The organism is Bradyrhizobium sp. USDA 4341 (assembly GCF_054063755.1).
In genome coordinates, this window is the sequence record NZ_JBSSGO010000002.1 from 4,774,784 (window position 1) to 4,792,134 (window position 17,351).

The following is a 17,351-nucleotide window of genomic DNA, read 5'->3' on the forward strand; positions in this document are numbered from 1 at the left end:
ATGAAGCCAGGTCGAACCTGCGACCGCAAAGACGTTGCGCTCCCTCTCCCGCTTGCGGGGGAGGGCTGGGGTGGGGTCTATCCGCGAGCCATATCGTGGAGAGAACCCCCACCCGCCGCGCTACGCGCGTCGGCCTCCCCCGCAAGCGGGAGAGGCGAAACGAGTCTGCGGTCCGACTAATTCAGCCAAAAAGCTTCGCGTTTTAGATCGCGGCGACTGCCGGTTCTGCGAGAACGCAGCGCGCCAGATGCCCGGGCGCGGTTTGCACGCTGGGCGGCAATTGTTCGCTGCAGCGCGGCTCGGCGAACTTGCAGCGCGGCGCAAACGAGCAACTGGCCGGCGCGCGATCGAGCGAGGGCGGCGTGCCCGGAATGGTCTCGAGCCGCTGACCGCGCATCGCGCCGTGAATGGTCGAGGCCAGCAAGCCCTTCGCATAGGGATGAACCGGCGTGCGTACGATATCGCGCAGGGCGCCCTGCTCCACGATCTGACCGGCATACATCACCGCGACCCGGTCGCAGATCTCGATGGCGACGCCGATGTCGTGGGTGACGAAGATGACCGACATCCCGAATTCGCGCTGCAGCTCGCGCAGCAGCAGCAGGATCTGGATCTGCACGGTGGCGTCGAGCGCCGTGGTCGGCTCGTCCGCGAGCAGGATCTTCGGCTTGCAGGCCAGCGCCAGCGCGATCATCGCACGCTGGCGCATGCCGCCCGACATCTCGTGCGGATAGGAGTCGAGCCTTCGTCTTGCGGAGGGGATCCGCACCACTTCGAGCATCTCGAGCGCGCGTGCCGTGGCGTCGCGCTCGCTCTTGCCCTCGTGGCGCATCACCGTCTCCGCGATCTGGCGGCCGATGGCGTAGACCGGATCGAGCGCCAGCGCAGGCTCCTGGAAGATCATCGAGACGGTCTGGCCGCGGAACGCGGACAGCGCCTCGTCATCCATCGCCAGCACGTCCCGGCCGAGTACCTTGACGCTGCCGGAGATCTGCGTGCGCTTCCTCGGCAACAGCCGCATCAGCGCGCGCAGCGTCACGCTCTTGCCCGAGCCGGACTCGCCGAGCAGCCCCAACACCTCGCCCTCACCGAGCTGTAGGCTGAGATCGTTCACGGCATGGACCGTGCGATCTCCGGTGAAGCGGATGTTGAGGTTGTTGATCTCGACGAGACTGGTCATGCGAGCTTGGGGACCCTGGCGTGGAAGTCGGTCGCGCGCTGGAAGGCGGCGCCGACCCGGAGCAACACCGCTTCCTCGAAGGAGCGGCCGATCAGCTGCATGCCGACCGGCAGACCCGCCTTGGTGAAGCCCGAGGGGATCGAGAGCGACGGCAGGCCGAGATAGTTGACCGGGCGGGTGAACCGCGTCAGCCGCTGGATCACCGCCTCCGCGCCCGGACCGTTGCCGACGTCGCTCTCGGCGATCGTCGGTGCCGGCACCGGGGCCGACGGCGCGATCACCGCATCGACACCGCTGACCGCCGCGTTGTGCGCGGCGAGCGCGGGGCCACGCCAGCGCATCGCCTCGAGATAGGTGACCGCGGGAATGGTGAGGCCGTTCTGCAGCCGCATCAGGACCTGTGCGCCGTAATCCTGCGGCCGCTCGATCATCCAGCGTTTGTGGTAGGCCGCGGCCTCGGCCGCGAGCACGAGTTGCGACGCGGCGCTGAGCTGGCGCTGATCGGGCAGCTCGACCTTGACGATCTCGGCGCCCTCTTTTTTCAAGGTGGCCACCGTCTCGTCGAGGATGTGCGCGACCTCGGGATCGAGGTCGTCGACATAGAACGCCGTCGGCACGCCGATCTTGAGACCCTTCAGCGACTGTCTTGTCGCGGCCAGATAATCGGGCACCGGCTGCGTCGACGCCGTCAGATCCTCAGGGTCGGCGCCGGCCATCAGGCCGAGCAGCAGCGCGCAGTCCTCCGCGGTTTGCGCCAGCGGACCGACGGTATCGAGCGACTGCGACAGCGGCATCGCGCCGGCGCGGCTGACGCGGCCGACCGTCGTCTTGAGGCCGGTGACGCCGCAGAAATGCGCGGGCATGCGCACCGAGCCGCCGGTGTCGGAACCCAGCGCGGCAAAGGTGAGCCGCGCGGCGACCGCCGAGCCCGAACCCGACGACGAGCCGCCGGTGATGTGCGCGACGTTCCAGGGATTGCGCACCGCGCCGTAATGCACGTTGTGGCCGGTCGGCCCATAGGCGAACTCGACCATCTGCAGCGAACCGAGCCGGACCTGCCCGGCATCCTTCAGCCGCTGCAATGCCGTCGCGGTCGTCTTCGGCACGAAGTCACGGCGGATCAGCGAGCCGCAGGTCACGACCTTGCCGGCCTCGTAATACATGTCCTTGTGCGCCAGCGGCACGCCGTGCAGTGGGCCGCGGCTGTTGCCCTTGGCGAGCGCGGCATCGGCCTCGGTGGCGGCGGCAAGCGCCTGTTCGGATTCGATCGCCATATAGGCGTTGAGGCGCGGCTGCCATTCAGCAATGCGATGCAGCACGGCGCGGGTCACCTCATGCGAGGAGACTTTCTTGTCGGCGATCGCCTTGGCGACCGCGGTCAGCGTCATCAGGGCCGGTTCGGTGCTCATTTCGACACCTTCTGCGCCAGCAGGAAGCTCGCGGGTTCGAGATCGAACGGCAGCGTGCCGGAGATCGGCGCGAAGCCGTCGAATGCCGGGCCGATCGAATTGGCGATGCGGGCGGCGACATCGTCATCGGCTGGCACGTCGGCGACGTGCGCGATCACCTTGACGTCCTTGGAAGTTGGTCTGGTCATGCCGCGTTTTCTCCTTTTGCTTTTGCCGGCGCGCGGCTGTGCCCCGAGCCAGCAATGGCCATGTAGCACGCCGCTTGATGGCCCATTGTATCGAGATCGCTGAGTTTTGGCGTGACGTTTGCGCAGAGCGGCTCCGCAAACGGACAACGGGTGTGAAACCGGCAGCCGGCCGGCGGATCGATCGGATTGGGCGGATCGCCCGAGATCGGCGGCACCTCGGTGCGCCTGTCGGGATCGGATGACGGCATCGCCGCCAGCAACGCGCGGGTATAGGGATGCGCCGGCGCGTCCCAGACCGAGTCGACCGGGCCGAGCTCGACGACCTCGCCGAGATACATCACAAGCACGCGATCGGAGATGTAGCGGACCACGTTGAGATCGTGGCTGATGAACAGATAGGTCAGGCCGAACTCACGCTTCAGGTCGGCGAGCAGATTGAGCACCTGGGCCTCGACGGATTTGTCGAGCGCGGAGACCGCCTCGTCGAGGATCACAAGCCGCGGCGACAGCGCGAGCGCGCGGGCGATGTTGACGCGCTGGCGCTGGCCGCCGGACACTTCGTGCGGATAGCGGTTGGCGAAAATCTCCGGCCGCAAGCCCACCTTGCCGAGCAGTTCGCGCGCCAGCGTCCGCGCCGTATCATCGGCCATGCCATGGACTTTTGGTCCGAAGGCGATCGATTCCTCGATGGTGAGGCGCGGGTTGAGCGAGGCGTAGCTGTCCTGGAACACCATCTGCACGCCGCGCCGCAAATCGCGCAGCGAGAGCGCCGGGCCGACCTGCCGGCCGTCAAAGATGATGTCGCCGGCATCGCGCGCCATCAGGTGCATCAACAGCCGCGCAGTGGTCGACTTGCCGCAGCCGGATTCACCGACGATGCCGACGGTCTCGCCCTTCATGACCGCGAAGCTGACGTCGTCGACGGCACGCACGGTCTTGCGCGGGCTGAACAGCCCGCCGCGCACCGGGAAGTGCTTGGTCAGTCCCTTGACCTGCAGCAGCGGCTGCGCGGCGCCGCCGATATCGGCGACCGGCTCCAGCATATCGACGGAAAGTTTGGCTTCGCTCATGCCTTAGTTCCTGATGTCCATGGCGCTGCGCATGCCGTCGCTGAGCAGATTGAAGCAGATCGAGACCGCGAAGATCATCGCACCCGGCAGCGCCGCGACCCACGGGTTGACATAGATCGCGGTGCGCAGCGTGTTCAGCATCAAGCCCCATTCCGGCTCCGGCGGCTTGGTGCCGAGCCCAAGGAAGGAGAGACCGGCGGCGAGGATCATCGACACCGAGATCAGGCCGGTGGCGTAGACGAAGATCGGGCCGAGCACATTGCCGAGCATGTGCACGCGCATGATGGTGAAGGGACCGGCGCCGGACGCGCGCGCCGCCTCGACGAAATCCATGTTGCGCACGCCCGTGGTGACGCTTTCGGCGACACGGGTGATCTGCGGCACGAACACGATGGTCAGCGACACGATCGAATTGGTGATGCCGGCGCCGAGCGCACCCGAGATCGCGATCGCCAGCAGCACCGACGGGAAGGCGTAGAACACGTCGACGGTGCGCATGATCGCGGTGTTGAGCTTGCCGCCGACGTAACCGGCGACGAGGCCGAGCGAGGTGCCGATCATGAAGGCGAGGATCACCGGCAGGATGCCGATGACCAGCGACAGCCGTCCGCCATAGATCAGCCGCGCCAGCATGTCGCGGCCGAGCTCGTCGGTGCCGAGCGGATAGCCCGGCGTGCCGATGTGGCGGAGACGACGGATCATCGAGCCCTGATAGGGATCGGCGAGATGCAGCCACGGCGCCAGCAGCGCGGAGGCAAAGATCAGCACCAGGATGATGGCGCAGGCCATGCTGACCTTGTCGCGCCTGATGCGGCGCCCAACGGTCGCCCAGTAGCCGCGCGCCTTGGTCACGGGCGCGGCCTGCAATGCAGTATCTGACATCGCACTCATGGCTAGCTCCGCTTGATGCGCGGATCGATCGCGGCCTGCGCGATATCGACCAGGAGATTGAGCAGCACGAAGAACAGCGCCAGCACCAGGATCGTGCCCTGCAGCAGCGGCAGATCGCGCTGGAAGATCGCCGAGTTCAGCAGCAGCCCCGAGCCCGGCCACGAGAACACCGTCTCGATCAGGATCGAGCCGCCGAGCATGTAGCCGAGTTGCAAACCCATCACCGCAAGCGCGGTCGGCGCCGCGTTCTTGATGACGTGACGAAATACCCCGGTCTCGCGCAGGCCCTTGGCGCGCAGCGCCTCGACAAAATCCTGGCTCAGGATGTCACCGGTCAGCGCGCGCACCGTGCGGGTGACGATGCCCATCGGGATCACCGAGGTGGTGATCGCCGGCAGCACCAGATAGCGCAGATGCTCCCAGTCCCACGCCCAGGCGCCGGAGCCGCCGGGACCTGCGCCGACCGCGGGCAGCCAGTTGAGCTGCACCGAGAAGATGATGACCAGCACCATGCCGAGCCAGTAATGCGGCAGCGAGACGCCCGCGATGGCAACTGATGTCGCGACCTTGTCGACCCAGGTGTCGCGGAAATAGCCGGCGATCAGCCCGAACAGCAGGCCGAGCGTGAAGCCGATCATCGCAGCCGCAATCGCCAGCATCACGGTGTTGCCGACCGCACGCATCACTTCCGACAGCACCGGCCGCCCGGTGGCGATCGAATTGCCGAGATCGCCATGGATCGCGCGCCACAGCCACAGGCCAAACTGCACCGGCAATGGGCGATCGAAGCCGTAAGCGCTGCGCAATTGCGCGGCGAGTTCCTGCGAGGCATCGGCCGGCAGCACCGCGACTAGCGGATCGCCGGGCGTGATGTGCACCAAGAGGAAGCACACCAGCGCAACGCTGAGCACGATCGGAATGACGTAGACGATCCGTCTGGACGTATAGGCGAGCACGTTGGGTTCTTTCTTCCTTCTCCCCTTGTGGGAGAAGGTGGCGCGCAGAGCGCGCCGGATGAGGGGTTCTATCCGCGGATACAGTCATTTCATTTCAGCGAGGAGCGCCCGCGGAGACAACCCCTCACCCGGCTTCGCTCTCGCGAAGCCACCCTCTCCCACAAGGGGAGAGGGTACCTAAGAGCGCCGCGCGTTACCTCACGGCACGACCGAGACCGGCGAGAAGTCGACGAACCAGCTCTTCGGCTGCACAAAGCCCTTGACCTTCGGGCTCATCGCGCGCGGCGCAACGTCGTGAGCGACGTAGAGGAACGCCGCATCGTCGACCGAGGCGGCGTGCAATTCGGCGAGCGCAGCGTCGCGCGCCGCCGGTTCGAAGGTCTGGCGGGCCTTCTTCACCAGCTCATCGAACTTCGGATTGTTGATGAAGCCCCAATTGTTCGAGACCGGCGGCGCCATGCCCGATTGCAGGAAGCGCACCAGCGCGAAGAACGGATCCATTGCCGCATAGGTGACGTTGGTCGCATTCGATCCATTGGCCGATGGATCCTTGGCGCCGCGCCGCCAGTTGGTGAACAGCGTATTCCACTCGATGACGTCGAGCTGCACATCGAAGTAGCACTCGGCCAAAGCCTGTTGCAGATACTCGTTCATCGGCAGCGGCAACATCTGGCCCGAACCCGACGCCGAGGTCTGGATCTTGACCGTCAGCTTCTTGTTGGGACCGAAGCCGGCCTCCTGCATCAGCTTCTGCGCGGCCGGCTTGTCGTACTTGATCTGGAAGGTCGGGTTGCCGCGCCAGGGATGGCCGGGCTCGAACGTGCCCGTGGCCGGCACCATCAGCCCCGCGAGCAGGCCGTCACGTAGCCCTTCGCGATCAACGCAGAGATTGGCGGCCTTGCGGACCCGGATGTCGTTCCACGGCGATCCTTCGACGCGGGAGAACTGCCACGGCCAGACATGCGGCTCCTCGTTGGAATAGAGGTTGAAGCCACGCTGCTTGATCTCGGGCAGCGCGTCGGGGGCCGGCGCCTCGATCCAGTTGACCTGCCCCGACAGCAGCGCCGCAGTGCGCGCGTTGGCCTCGGGCATCGGCAACAGCACCATCTTGTCGGTCTTCGGGACGCGGGCCTTGTCCCAGTAATTCTCGTTCTTCACCAGCTCGAGCCGCTCGCGCGGGGTGAAGCTCGACATCTTCCACGGGCCGGTGCCCGAAGCGTCCTTGGCGAACGCGGCCCATGCGGCCTGCGACTTTGCCTTGGCATCGGCACCTTCCGCCTTGTCGTAGAATTGCTGCCACTTGGCCGGGCTCGCCATGAACAAATTGGTGAGGTTGATCGGCAGGAAGCTGTCCGGCTCCTTGGTGGTCAGTTCCACCGTCATGTCGTCGATCTTGCGCGCCGAGACCAAGGTCGGCATGCGCGAGGCGGTGACGCCGACCTGGCTCGCGTCGTATTGCGGCGCGTCCTGCTTCAGCACCTTGTCGACATTCCAGACCACGGCGTCGGCATTGAACGATGAGCCGTCGTGAAAGCTGACGCCGGGACGCAGCTTGAAGACCCACTTGGTCTTGTCGGCATCGTCGACCTTCCACTCGGTCGCCAAGCCCGGGATCATCGCGCTCGCCTTGTCCGACGACGACAGGTCCCACATCGTCAGCGCGTCATACATCGTCAGGCCAGTAAAGCGGTTGCCCTCAAAACCCTGGTCGGGCTGCCCCAGCGTGCGCGGAATATCGGCAGCCGTCATGCCAATGCGCAGCACGGTCTCGGCGCTGGCGATCGCCGGCACACAATTGGCGATCGCAAGCGCCAGCATGATCGCCGTCGCATTGGTCTTCCTGTTACGCATCTGAGCAACCCCTTCGAAGTCTGGTGACGTTTTAGTGATTATTTCTTGGGCAAGCGTATGCAATGCCTGTGCCAAGGGGAATAGTTCTTCAGCAAATAACCGCTGGGCGCGTCATTTCTTCCCACCTCGCGCCTGAACCGTGCGAAGATGCCTATTCTGGCATCATGCTTGCAGGATTTGGCCCCGACTTCCCACCAACGGAGCCTTCATATGCGCGCGCGCAATTCGATCCTGATGGCGGCAATGGCGCTCGCCCTGACCGCGGGCTGGCCGGCCACCTCAGCGCGAGCAGAGTCCATTGTGCGCTACGGCATTTCGATGGCCGACATTCCGCTGACGACCGGCCAGCCCGATCGCGGCGCCGGCGCCTATCAGTTCACCGCCTACACGATCTACGATCCGCTGGTGGCCTGGGCGATGGACGTCGCCGACCGGCCGGGCAAACTGGTGCCCGGGCTTGCGACCGAATGGAAGGTCGACGACAGCGACAAGACCAAGTGGCGCTTCACCCTGCGCAAGGGCGTCAAATTCCACGACGGCAGCGACTTCAACGCCGACGCGGTGATCTGGAATCTCGACAAGGTGCTGAACGACAAGGCATCGCAATTCGACAAGCGGCAGAGCGCGCAGGTCAAGACCCGGCTGCCCTCGGTCGCGAGCTACGCCAAGATCGACGACCAGACCATCGAGATCACCACCAAGACGGTCGACTCCTTCTTCCCCTACCAGATGCTCTGGTTCCTGGTCTCGAGCCCCGCGCAATATGAGAAGCTCGGCAGGGACTGGGACAAGTTCGCCAGCCAGCCCTCCGGCACCGGCCCGTTCAAGCTGACCAAGCTGGTGCCGCGCGAACTCGCCGAGCTGACCAAGAACCCGGACTATTGGGACAAGAAGCGGCTGGCGAAGGTCGACAAGATGATCCTGATCCCGATGCCGGAGGCGCTGACCCGCACCAACGCGCTGCTGGCCGGTCAGGTCGACCTGATCGAAACGCCGGCGCCCGACGCCGTGCCGCAGCTCAAGGCCGCCGGCATGAGAATCGTCGACAACGTGACGCCGCATGTCTGGAATTATCACCTGAGCGTGCTGCCGGGGTCGCCCTGGACCGATATCCGCCTGCGCAAGGCGCTCAACCTCGCGATCGACCGCGATGCGGTGGTTGGCCTGATGAACGGCCTGGCCAAGCCGGCCAAGGGCCAGGTCGACCCGTCGAGCCCGTGGTTCGGCAAGCCGAGCTTCGAACTGAAATACGACCTCGCGGCCGCGAAAAAGCTGGTGGAGGAAGCCGGCTATTCAAAGGACAAGCCGCTGAAGACCACCTTCATCATCGCCCAGGGCGGCACCGGGCAGATGCTGTCGCTGCCGATGAACGAATTCCTGCAGCAGAGCTTCAAGGAGATCGGCATCGATATCGACTTCAAGGTCGTCGAGCTCGAGACGTTATATGCGCATTGGCGCAAGGGCGCCGCCGACGAGATGAACGCCGGCATCACCGCCAACAACATCGCCTATGTCACCTCGGATCCGCTCTACGCCATCGTGCGGTTCTTCCATTCCGGCCAGGTGGCGCCGACAGGCGTCAACTGGGGCGGCTACAAGAATCCGAAGGTCGACGCGCTGATCGACGAGGCCAAACAGACCTTCGACAGCGCAAAACAGGATGCGCTGCTGGCGCAGGCGCACGCGCTGATCGTCGACGATGCCGCGCTGGTGTGGGTGGTGCACGACACCAATCCGCACGCGCTGTCGCCGAAGGTGAAAACCTTCGTGCAGGCGCAGCACTGGTTCCAGGATCTGACGCAGATCGGACTGGAGTAAGTTGTTGGTCGTCGTCGCGTAAACCTCTCCACCGTCGTCCCGGCGAAGGCCGAGACGACACCGGGTTTGTGGCGTCGATTTCGTCATCAGCCGGGACGACATCGAATGTGCGTCGCCTATTTCGTCGTCAATGCAAAGGCGCCGTCCCAATCGTCCGGCGGGGGCTCCTTCTGGAAGGCGCGGATGCGCGCCTCGTAGAGGCGGTAGAGATATTGCAGCGTCTGCGCCTCGTCGGTCTTGCGACCGCGCTCGATCGCGGCGAGCGCACCGTCCCAGTCACGGCTGCGGTAACAGGCGAGCATTTCGATGGTCAGGTTGCGCAGCCGCTGGAAGCGGCCGGAACCGGCCACGTCCTCGCGGCCGGCGATCGCATAGATCACCTCGGGCTCCTTCTTGCCCTTGACCATGATGAAGTCGAGCTCGAGGATCGCGAACTTCTCCTTCACCGCGAGCGCGGTCTTCGATCCCACGATGATCGGGAAGCCGTATTCCTTGGACTGCCCCTCCAGCCGCGCCGCCAGATTGACGCTGTCGCCGAGCACCGAATAATTGAACTTGAGATCAGACCCCATATTGCCGACCACGCAGGTGCCGGTGTTGAGGCCGACGCCGATGTTGAGCGGCACATAGACGTGGCCACCGTCCTGCGCCTCCTGTTCGCGCTTGCGGTTGAGGTCGCCGACGTGCTCCAGCATGTCAAGCGCGGCGTCGCAGGCGTTGAGCTGGTGCTGCTTGTCGTCGAGCGGCGCGTTCCAGAACGCCATGATGGCGTCGCCCATGTATTTGTCGATATAGCCCTTGCGGGCGAGAATCGCGTTGGTGAGCGGGGTGAGGAAACGGTTCATCAGCGCCGTAAGGCCCTGCGGGTCGCGCTTGTAGGTTTCCGAGATCGTGGTGAAGCCGCGCATGTCCGAGAACATGATGGTCATCTCGCGCTCTTCGCCGCCGAGCACGAGCCGCTCCGGCGACTGCGCCAGCTGCTCGACCAGCGCGGGCGACATGTACTGCACGAATTGCGATCTGATCTGCCGGCGCTGCTGCTGTTCGCGCACGAAGGCGGAGAAGATCAGGGTGAGATAGATCGCCGTGGTCGACATCAGCGGATAGGTAAAATCGATCAGGAGCCGGTGCTGGGAATAGAAATACCAGGACGTGCCGGTCAGCACCGAGGCAAACATCCCGCCGACGACGACCAGCGTGATCGGACCGAACTTCGGCGCGAAGGCGATGACCAGGAGCCCCATGATCAGCGCAGCGAAGAACTCGATGCCGATGCCGTAGTTCGGTTGCGAAACCACGTCGCCGGTCAGCGCGCTCTCCAGCACCTGGGCGTGAACCTCGACACCGGGCATCGCCGGCGTCACTGGCGTGGTCTTGATGTCGTTGAGCCCGACTGAGGAGGTGCCAATCAGGATCAGCTTGCCGGCGATCCTGTCCGGCGGGACCCGCCCATCCAGCACATCGACGGCCGAGACGTAGATCGAGGGGTCACGGCGTGCGTAGTGGATCCAGAGCTGGCCATAGAGATCGGTCGGGATCGCAAAGCCCTTGATGCCAAGGCTCTTGATGCCGGCCTTGTCGGCCTTGATCAGGATCGTGCCCGAGCCGCCCGCCACCCGCAGCATTTCGAAGGTCAGCGACGGCATGGTGATGCCCTGCGCGACCATCATCATCGGCACCCGCCTGACGATGCCGTCGCGTTCCGGCCTGATCGTGAACAGGCCTCGCCCGGCCGCGGCCTCCTCGAGCACCGGCACGTTGCGCAACAATCCCGGAAACTGGAACATGAAGCTCTGCGGCTCCTCGCCGAGCATCGCAAGCCCGGTGACCGGCAGCTTTTCGTTGAGGTCGGCGCGCACGTTGGGGCCGCCGGACTCGCCGAGCACCACACGCGAATTCCTGATCGCGTCGGCCAGGATGCTATCGTTGCTCGGCAGCTGCCGCAGCCTGGCGCGCATCTCCTCATCAAGGCTGCTGAACGTATCGGCCGCGATATCGGGGTTGAGACGATCGGGCTCGGAGAACACTGCGTCGAACGCGATCACCACGGCGCCGAGCCGGGTGAGATTGACGACGATGTCGGCAAGCCGCGTCCGCGGCCACGGCCATTGCCCAAGCCGGGGGTCAGCAAGGCTTTTCTCGTCGATATCGACGATAGTGACGGGCCGCGCGGTCTTCTGGCGCGGCTCGATCACCTGGAACGTGTCAAACGTCCTGACGCGAAGCTCCTGCACCGGGCCCGGATCCGCCATCCGCAGCGCGGCAATGCCGATCAAAAGCGCCACGCAGGCCAGCCGCGCATAGCCGAAGCGCCGTCCGAACCACCTTCGTATCGCCTTCAGCCGTTTCATGCCGTCTGGATATCACGCGCGGCGAGTTGTTCCAATCGAGCAGACGTTGCGCAATGCAGGATACAGTCGGCTTTTTCAGGGGCCGACGCTATCACGTATAATGAATGATGAAGTCGCTCTGTGACAAACTCGCCTTCACGACATTATGCAGCGTGATCGTGTCTGCACTGTCGATCGTAACCAGCGTATCCGCCGAATTCGTCGGCGACGTCGTCACATTCTGATCGAACCAGCTGCTGAAGGTGCTTGTCGAGACGACCGTGGACAGGTCGATCTGGTCCTGGCCCGGCGTGAAGTTCAGGATCGTGTCGTGATTGAAGTTCGGCGCAAACACGAACTTGTCCTGATAGCCCGATCCGAAGAACACGTCCCTGTCGCTGGTGCCCGTCAGCGTCACCGGCTGAGACGGATTTTGCTGGACGTTGAAGATCAGGTTGACCGTATCGCTCGCGCCGTGGCCATCGGTCACGGAGAGCGCGATCTTGTCGGTCGCCGGCGGGGTCTGGCCCGGGTCGTAGACAAGGCCCGGCGACCCGAGCGCGGTGTTGAGATCCGGGAGATGGCCGAGCAGCACTGGCGGCGCGACGCTGCTGCCTGAACCGGGGTTCGTCGCGGCCGCCAGGGTGAAGTTCTCGTTGGCGCCGGCATCGACATCCGTGACAGTCAGGCCGGAGATCGTTTCAGTCCCGTTGGGATTGTCGGTGATGCTGATGTTGTCGGTATGGATCACCGGCGCGTCGTTGGCGCCGACGACATCAACCGTCAGCGTCGCAGTCCCGGTCGCGCCATGGGCATCGATCGTCTCGACGGTGAACGTGTCGGCATAGGTGCCCTTGGCCAGCGCGTTGATCGCGGCGGCGTCGGGAACATAGCTGTAGGTGCCGTCTGGGTTGACCGTGAGCGAGCCGTAGAGGCCCGCGATCGACGAGTTGACCGCGACGTGGTCCGCATTGAGGGCGGCATAGGTCAGCGTCGCGGTCTCGCCGTCGTCGACGTCATGGCCGTGCAGCGCGCCGGTGAGCGGGCTGAACGTGTCGGCAGCAGCGGTATCGGTGAGCGTGCCGGCATTGACGTCAGCCAGTGTCGGCGCGTCGTTGGCGCCGTTGATCGTGATCGTCACGGGCTGGGTGATGACGCCGCCATGATGGTCGTCGATCTGGATCGTGTAGGTCAGCGTCAGCGTCTCGCCGGCGGCCAGATAGTCGAAATTCTGGTCCGCGGCCGAGAAGGTCCAGGTCTGCGATCCGTTCACATGGCCGGTCGAATCCGTCAGCGTCCCCAGCGAGAGCCAGTTCAGGATGGTGGACTGTTCCTCGGGCAGGCCCGAGGTCGGCCCGGATTCGGTCACGCCGGTGATGGATACGGTATGAGTATCGCTGAGATCGACATCGGCAAATCCCACCACGCCCGATGCGACGTCCGGCTTGGATGAACCCGTCGTGTCGGGCTGCTCGGGAATGGTGGCGGTCTGCGGCGCCGACGTGACGGTTGGCGCGTCATTGCTGCCGACGATCGTGATCGTCACCGGTTGGCTGATCACGCCGACATGATGGTCGTCGATCTTGACTGTGTAGGTCAGCGTCAGCGTCTCGCCGGCGGCGAGATAGTCGAAATTCTGGTCCGCGGCCGAGAAGGTCCAGGCCTGCGATCCGTTCACATGGCCGGTCGAATCCGTCAGCGTCCCCAGCGACAGCCAGTTCAGGACCGTGGACACGTCCTCAGGCAGGCCGGTGGTCGTGCCGGTTTCCGCGACGCCGGTGATGGACACGGTATGGGTATCGCTGAGATCGACGTCGGCAAACGCCACCACGCCTTGGGCCACGTCCGGCTTGGTCGAGCCGCTCTCGCCGATCGCCTCGGGCACCGAGGTGGTCGGCGGTTCCGACGTGAATGTCGGGGTATCGTTGGTGCCCGTGATGGTGATCGTGACGGGCTGGGTGACGACGCCGCCATGGTGGTCGTCGACCTGGATCAGGTAGGTCAGCGTCAACTTCTCGCCGGCCGCCAGATAGTCGAAATTCTTGTCGGCGGCCGAGAACGTCCAGGCATTGGATCCGCTGACGCCGCCGGTCGTGTCCTTCAGCGTGCCGAGCGAGAGCCAGCTCAGGATCGTCGCCTGATCGGGGAGCCCGGTGGTCACGCCCGTTTCGGTGACACCGGCCACGGTGACGCTGTGGGTGTCGCTGAGATCGGCATCGGTGAAGGTCACGGTGCCGGACGCGCTATCCGGATTCGCCGAACCGGTTACGCCCTCGGCCTCGGTGATGGCGGCTGCCTGGGTCGGCGAGGTGATCACCGGCTTGTCGTCGGTGCCGACGATCGTGATCGTGATCGGGACCGTGACGACGCCACCATGATGGTCGTCGATCTGGACCGTGTAGATCAGCGTCAGCGTCTCGCCGGCGGCGAGATAATCGAAACTCTTGTCGGCGGCCGAGAACGTCCAGGAGCGCGATCCCATCACGCCGTCGGTCGAATCGGTCAGTGTGCCCAGCGACAGCCAGCTCAGCATGGTGGCCTGGTTGGGAATTCCGCCAGTGAAGCCGGTCGCGGTGACGCCGGTGATGGCGACCGTATGCGTGTCCGTCAAATCCGCATCGGTAAACGTCACCGTGCCATGCGCGGTATCGGGCACGGCGGAATTCGTCGTCCACGGCAGTTCGGTGATCGAACCGACCTGTGCCGAGGACGTCACGACTGGCGTGTCGTTGGTGCCGGTGATCGTGATGGTGATGGTCTTGAACGCGGTCTCGTTGCTCAGCGCGTAGTTGTTATCGACGCGTACCATATAGGTGAGCGTCAGCGTTTCGCCGGCGGCGAGGAAATCGAACGCGCCGTCGGCAAGGCTGTAAGTCCAGGTCGCCGAGCCGATGTTGCTGTTCAGCGGATTGGGGTCGAGCAGCACCGGGACCTCGACGGCCGCGATGGCCGCCTGTTCCGCCGCCGTCAGCGACGAGGTGACGTCGTTGCCGCCGGCGTCGTGGTAGCTGAACGTGCTGAAGTTGATGGTTGCAGTCGGCTTGTCGCCGAGATTGACGTCCACCCAGGTGATCTGGCCGTTCACCGTGTCGGGCAGCGCGCTGTGGGTCTGTCCGGCCTGTTCGCTGAACGCCGCATTCTGTGTCACGACATGCGGCGCCCCGGCGATGTGGTCGGACTTGGGGGCAGCGGCCTGCGATCCGGAATTGTTGGTCAAACCCAGCAGAAAGTTGATCGGCACGAAGGCGTCGCCGGTCGCGAGCTTCAGGCCGATCGTGACCGGGACGACGCTGTCCGTGAAGTTCGTCGTGAGCTTGGTGTTGGGATTCGAATTGTCGGTGAACTTCAGCGCGAAGACGTCGGAGATCAGCTTTTGCGCATCGGTCGACAGTTGCGCCGACGAGACGAAGCTGACGCTGCCCTGGCCGTTGACGATGGTCTGGGTGCCGGCCTGATCGACGGTCGCGATCGGATTGAGCGTCGTCTTGTCGAACAGGATGTAGGAGCCGGTGGTGCCGTCGGGTTCGACCAGCACCTGGAATTTGGCCGGCGGCACACCACCCGTGCCCTGGACGTCGAAATCGATCTCGACCAGCACCGCGGTGCCGCGGATGCCCATGGTCGCGACCGGCGTATCGACCTTCATGTCGCCATGCTTGGCGGTCGCGCCGGCAACGAACGAGATCGTGCCCGAGACGAGGCTCATCAGCGACGAATTGCTCGACCCGTTCGGGTCGTAGATCATCTCGTTCAGCACCATCTTGGCATTCGGTCCGAGACCGAACACGGTGCCGTCGATGAAGGTGATGCCGAGCGTCGAGTCGCCGCCGGACTGCACCACGTCACCCTTGTTGACGTTGTCGCCCTGATTCAAAACGATCGCGACACCATTGCGGATCGCGGTGGCGTTGCCCACCAGCTTGGTGACGTGGCCGATGACCTTCGCCGGTTCCACCGCGCCGCCGGCCTGGGCATATTGGGTGTAGCCGGTGAGCGCGTTGACGAGGTCGCCGGTGAGATGCGCGCCTTCAGGCGACGCCAGGGCCGCGTGTTTCCCGCCCTTGAAGTAGTCGTGCAGGACGAGTTCCCGGTCGTCCTTCGAGATGACGAGATCGAGCCCGGTCCGCTTGAAGTCGCCGGTGAACAGCAATTGCCCGTCGTCGACCGTGATCGCGCCGGGCGGAGCGTGCGTGGAAACGCTGTCGACATGCACCGATCCACGGGCATAAGCGTCCGCGTTCGGCAAATGGCCGTCGAATTTCTCGACAAAGTTCACTGCGGATCACCGCACGAAGGTTAATATTGGTAGAATATCCGAATGATTACGCCTGCATATCATCGGATAAAGCTTCGCGAAATCATGCTGTGGTTTCGCAAGGTGCTCTGATTGCGCGGTTTGACTGGGTGTGACTTGGCTCACTCTCAGATGAGTCGTGTAGTCCGAACTTACCTGACGGTACCATGAGATGGGATTTAAGCCAAGATGGGTACTGAGCCACGTATTCGTGGTATTGACTGGCATTTCTCTACTTGCCTTTATTTCCCCGCAGCCCCGAGAGGGCATTTGACCCCAATTTTCCGGCTAAAGCTGTGACCTGGCTTACAAATCGCAGCTATCCCGTGCGCGGACCGGCCGGGCTAACCAGAGGGCAACGATGAGGCGTTTTTCGGTGGAAAAAGGTTCGCCGGTTCGTTTCACAAACCGGTAAAGTTTTCGGGACCCGGACCACATGCCCTTTAGCCTCCTGCCCGGTTTCCCCACATCTTAAGTCGATTCGAAGGGATCGTTGACCATGCTGCCGGCATGAAACGATCCGGTCGCGTGCGCGGTGCAGTATCCACCCGTCGATGAGCGGACAGGGGGTGTCATATGGGTAACTCGCTTCGCTCGTTTGCGCTGCGCGCCATCATGCTGGGCTTCGGCCTGGCCTTGGCCGGGCCAATTGCCGAGCTCAATGCCGCCTCGGTGCTTTCGCCCGGCCCGGCGACACTGCTCAGAAAGTCGACCGAGCCGTTCGGCCTGTCGACCAGCTCGCTTGCCGACGGCGGCCTGCGCGACAAATGGCTCGGCGTGCAGCGCCAGCTTACCGACGAATTGGTGCAACTCGCAGCCTGCGAGAGCGACCGCGCGGGGTGTGCGTCGCCGGAGGCGTTGCGATTCCTGGCGATCGTCGATGCCGGACGCGCGCGCACCGGTCGCGCCCGTCTCGGCGAGATCAACCGCGCGATCAATCTGGCGATCCGCCCCGGCAGCGATCTCGCGACTTATGGCGAGCCCGACGTCTGGGCCACGCCGCTCGCCACGTTTGCTCGAGGAAGCGGCGATTGCGAGGACTATGCGATCGCGAAATTCGTGGCGCTCGGCAAGGCCGGCGTCGCGCCGGAAGATTTGCGCATCGTCGTGATGCATGACCTGCTCGGCGGCGAGGACCATGCCGTGGTCGCGGCGCGACTCGACGGCCACTGGCTCACGCTCGACAACCGCCGCATGGCGATGATCGAGGACGCCGACATCAGGAGTTTTCGGCCGACCTTCGTGATCGACCAGAACGGGGTCAGCCGTTATGTCGATGCACCGCTCGTCATCGAGGCCGCGTGGCGGCCGGCCGCGGCGGTGAATTGACGCGCTCGACTGCCGATCATGGCGTGAGCCGCTGC

11 protein-coding genes are annotated in these 17,351 nt (G+C 64.5%); 2 read left to right on the forward strand and 9 right to left on the reverse strand.

Annotation, left to right across the window (positions count from 1 at the left end):
- Positions 1-202: 202 nt before the first annotated feature.
- The 7 genes from ACVIGB_RS28680 to ACVIGB_RS28710 form a co-directional block, all read right to left on the reverse strand.
- Positions 203-1,180: an ABC transporter ATP-binding protein gene (locus ACVIGB_RS28680; RefSeq protein WP_456720124.1), complete on the reverse strand. Its 978-nt coding sequence runs from the start codon at positions 1,178-1,180 to the stop codon at positions 203-205.
- Positions 1,177-2,589: an amidase gene (locus tag ACVIGB_RS28685; protein ID WP_456720123.1), complete on the reverse strand. Its 1,413-nt coding sequence runs from the start codon at positions 2,587-2,589 to the stop codon at positions 1,177-1,179. Before ACVIGB_RS28685 ends, ACVIGB_RS28680 begins: the two co-directional genes overlap by 4 nt.
- Positions 2,586-2,777, reverse strand: coding sequence for a hypothetical protein (locus tag ACVIGB_RS28690; protein WP_456720122.1), 192 nt, complete (start codon positions 2,775-2,777; stop codon positions 2,586-2,588). The genes ACVIGB_RS28685 and ACVIGB_RS28690 overlap by 4 nt, the downstream gene beginning before the upstream one ends.
- Positions 2,774-3,847 carry an ABC transporter ATP-binding protein gene (locus tag ACVIGB_RS28695; protein ID WP_456720121.1) on the reverse strand — a complete coding sequence of 358 codons (1,074 nt, stop codon included), beginning with the start codon at positions 3,845-3,847 and terminating at the stop codon, positions 2,774-2,776. The genes ACVIGB_RS28690 and ACVIGB_RS28695 overlap by 4 nt, the downstream gene beginning before the upstream one ends.
- 3 nt (positions 3,848-3,850) lie before the next feature.
- Positions 3,851-4,729, reverse strand: coding sequence for an ABC transporter permease (locus ACVIGB_RS28700; protein WP_092126304.1), 879 nt, complete (start codon positions 4,727-4,729; stop codon positions 3,851-3,853).
- A gap of 11 nt (positions 4,730-4,740) precedes the next feature.
- Positions 4,741-5,694 (reverse strand): ABC transporter permease, encoded by a 954-nt coding sequence (locus tag ACVIGB_RS28705; protein WP_176528672.1) that lies wholly within the window; start codon positions 5,692-5,694, stop codon positions 4,741-4,743.
- A gap of 198 nt (positions 5,695-5,892) precedes the next feature.
- Entirely contained in the window at positions 5,893-7,545 is a 1,653-nt protein-coding gene (locus tag ACVIGB_RS28710; protein WP_456720120.1) for an ABC transporter substrate-binding protein, read from the reverse strand.
- A 210-nt stretch (positions 7,546-7,755) separates the two neighbouring features.
- Between ACVIGB_RS28710 and ACVIGB_RS28715 the strand changes: the two genes are divergently transcribed.
- On the forward strand, positions 7,756-9,363 hold the full coding sequence (locus ACVIGB_RS28715; protein WP_456720119.1) for an ABC transporter substrate-binding protein: 1,608 nt from the start codon (positions 7,756-7,758) through the stop codon (positions 9,361-9,363).
- 116 nt (positions 9,364-9,479) lie between these two features.
- On the opposite strand, the gene ACVIGB_RS28720 is transcribed toward ACVIGB_RS28715, so the two are convergent.
- Together ACVIGB_RS28720 and ACVIGB_RS28725 are read right to left on the reverse strand one after the other, a co-directional pair.
- Positions 9,480-11,714: a CHASE2 domain-containing protein gene (locus ACVIGB_RS28720; protein ID WP_456720118.1), complete on the reverse strand. Its 2,235-nt coding sequence runs from the start codon at positions 11,712-11,714 to the stop codon at positions 9,480-9,482.
- 91 nt (positions 11,715-11,805) lie between these two features.
- A complete protein-coding gene (locus ACVIGB_RS28725) occupies positions 11,806-15,969 on the reverse strand; it encodes a VCBS domain-containing protein (protein WP_456720117.1) in 4,164 nt (1,387 codons plus the stop codon).
- 594 nt (positions 15,970-16,563) lie between these two features.
- Here ACVIGB_RS28725 and ACVIGB_RS28730 point away from each other — a divergent pair.
- Complete coding sequence (locus tag ACVIGB_RS28730) at positions 16,564-17,316, forward strand: transglutaminase-like cysteine peptidase (protein ID WP_456720116.1); 753 nt, start codon at positions 16,564-16,566, stop codon at positions 17,314-17,316.
- Positions 17,317-17,351: the final 35 nt, after the last annotated feature.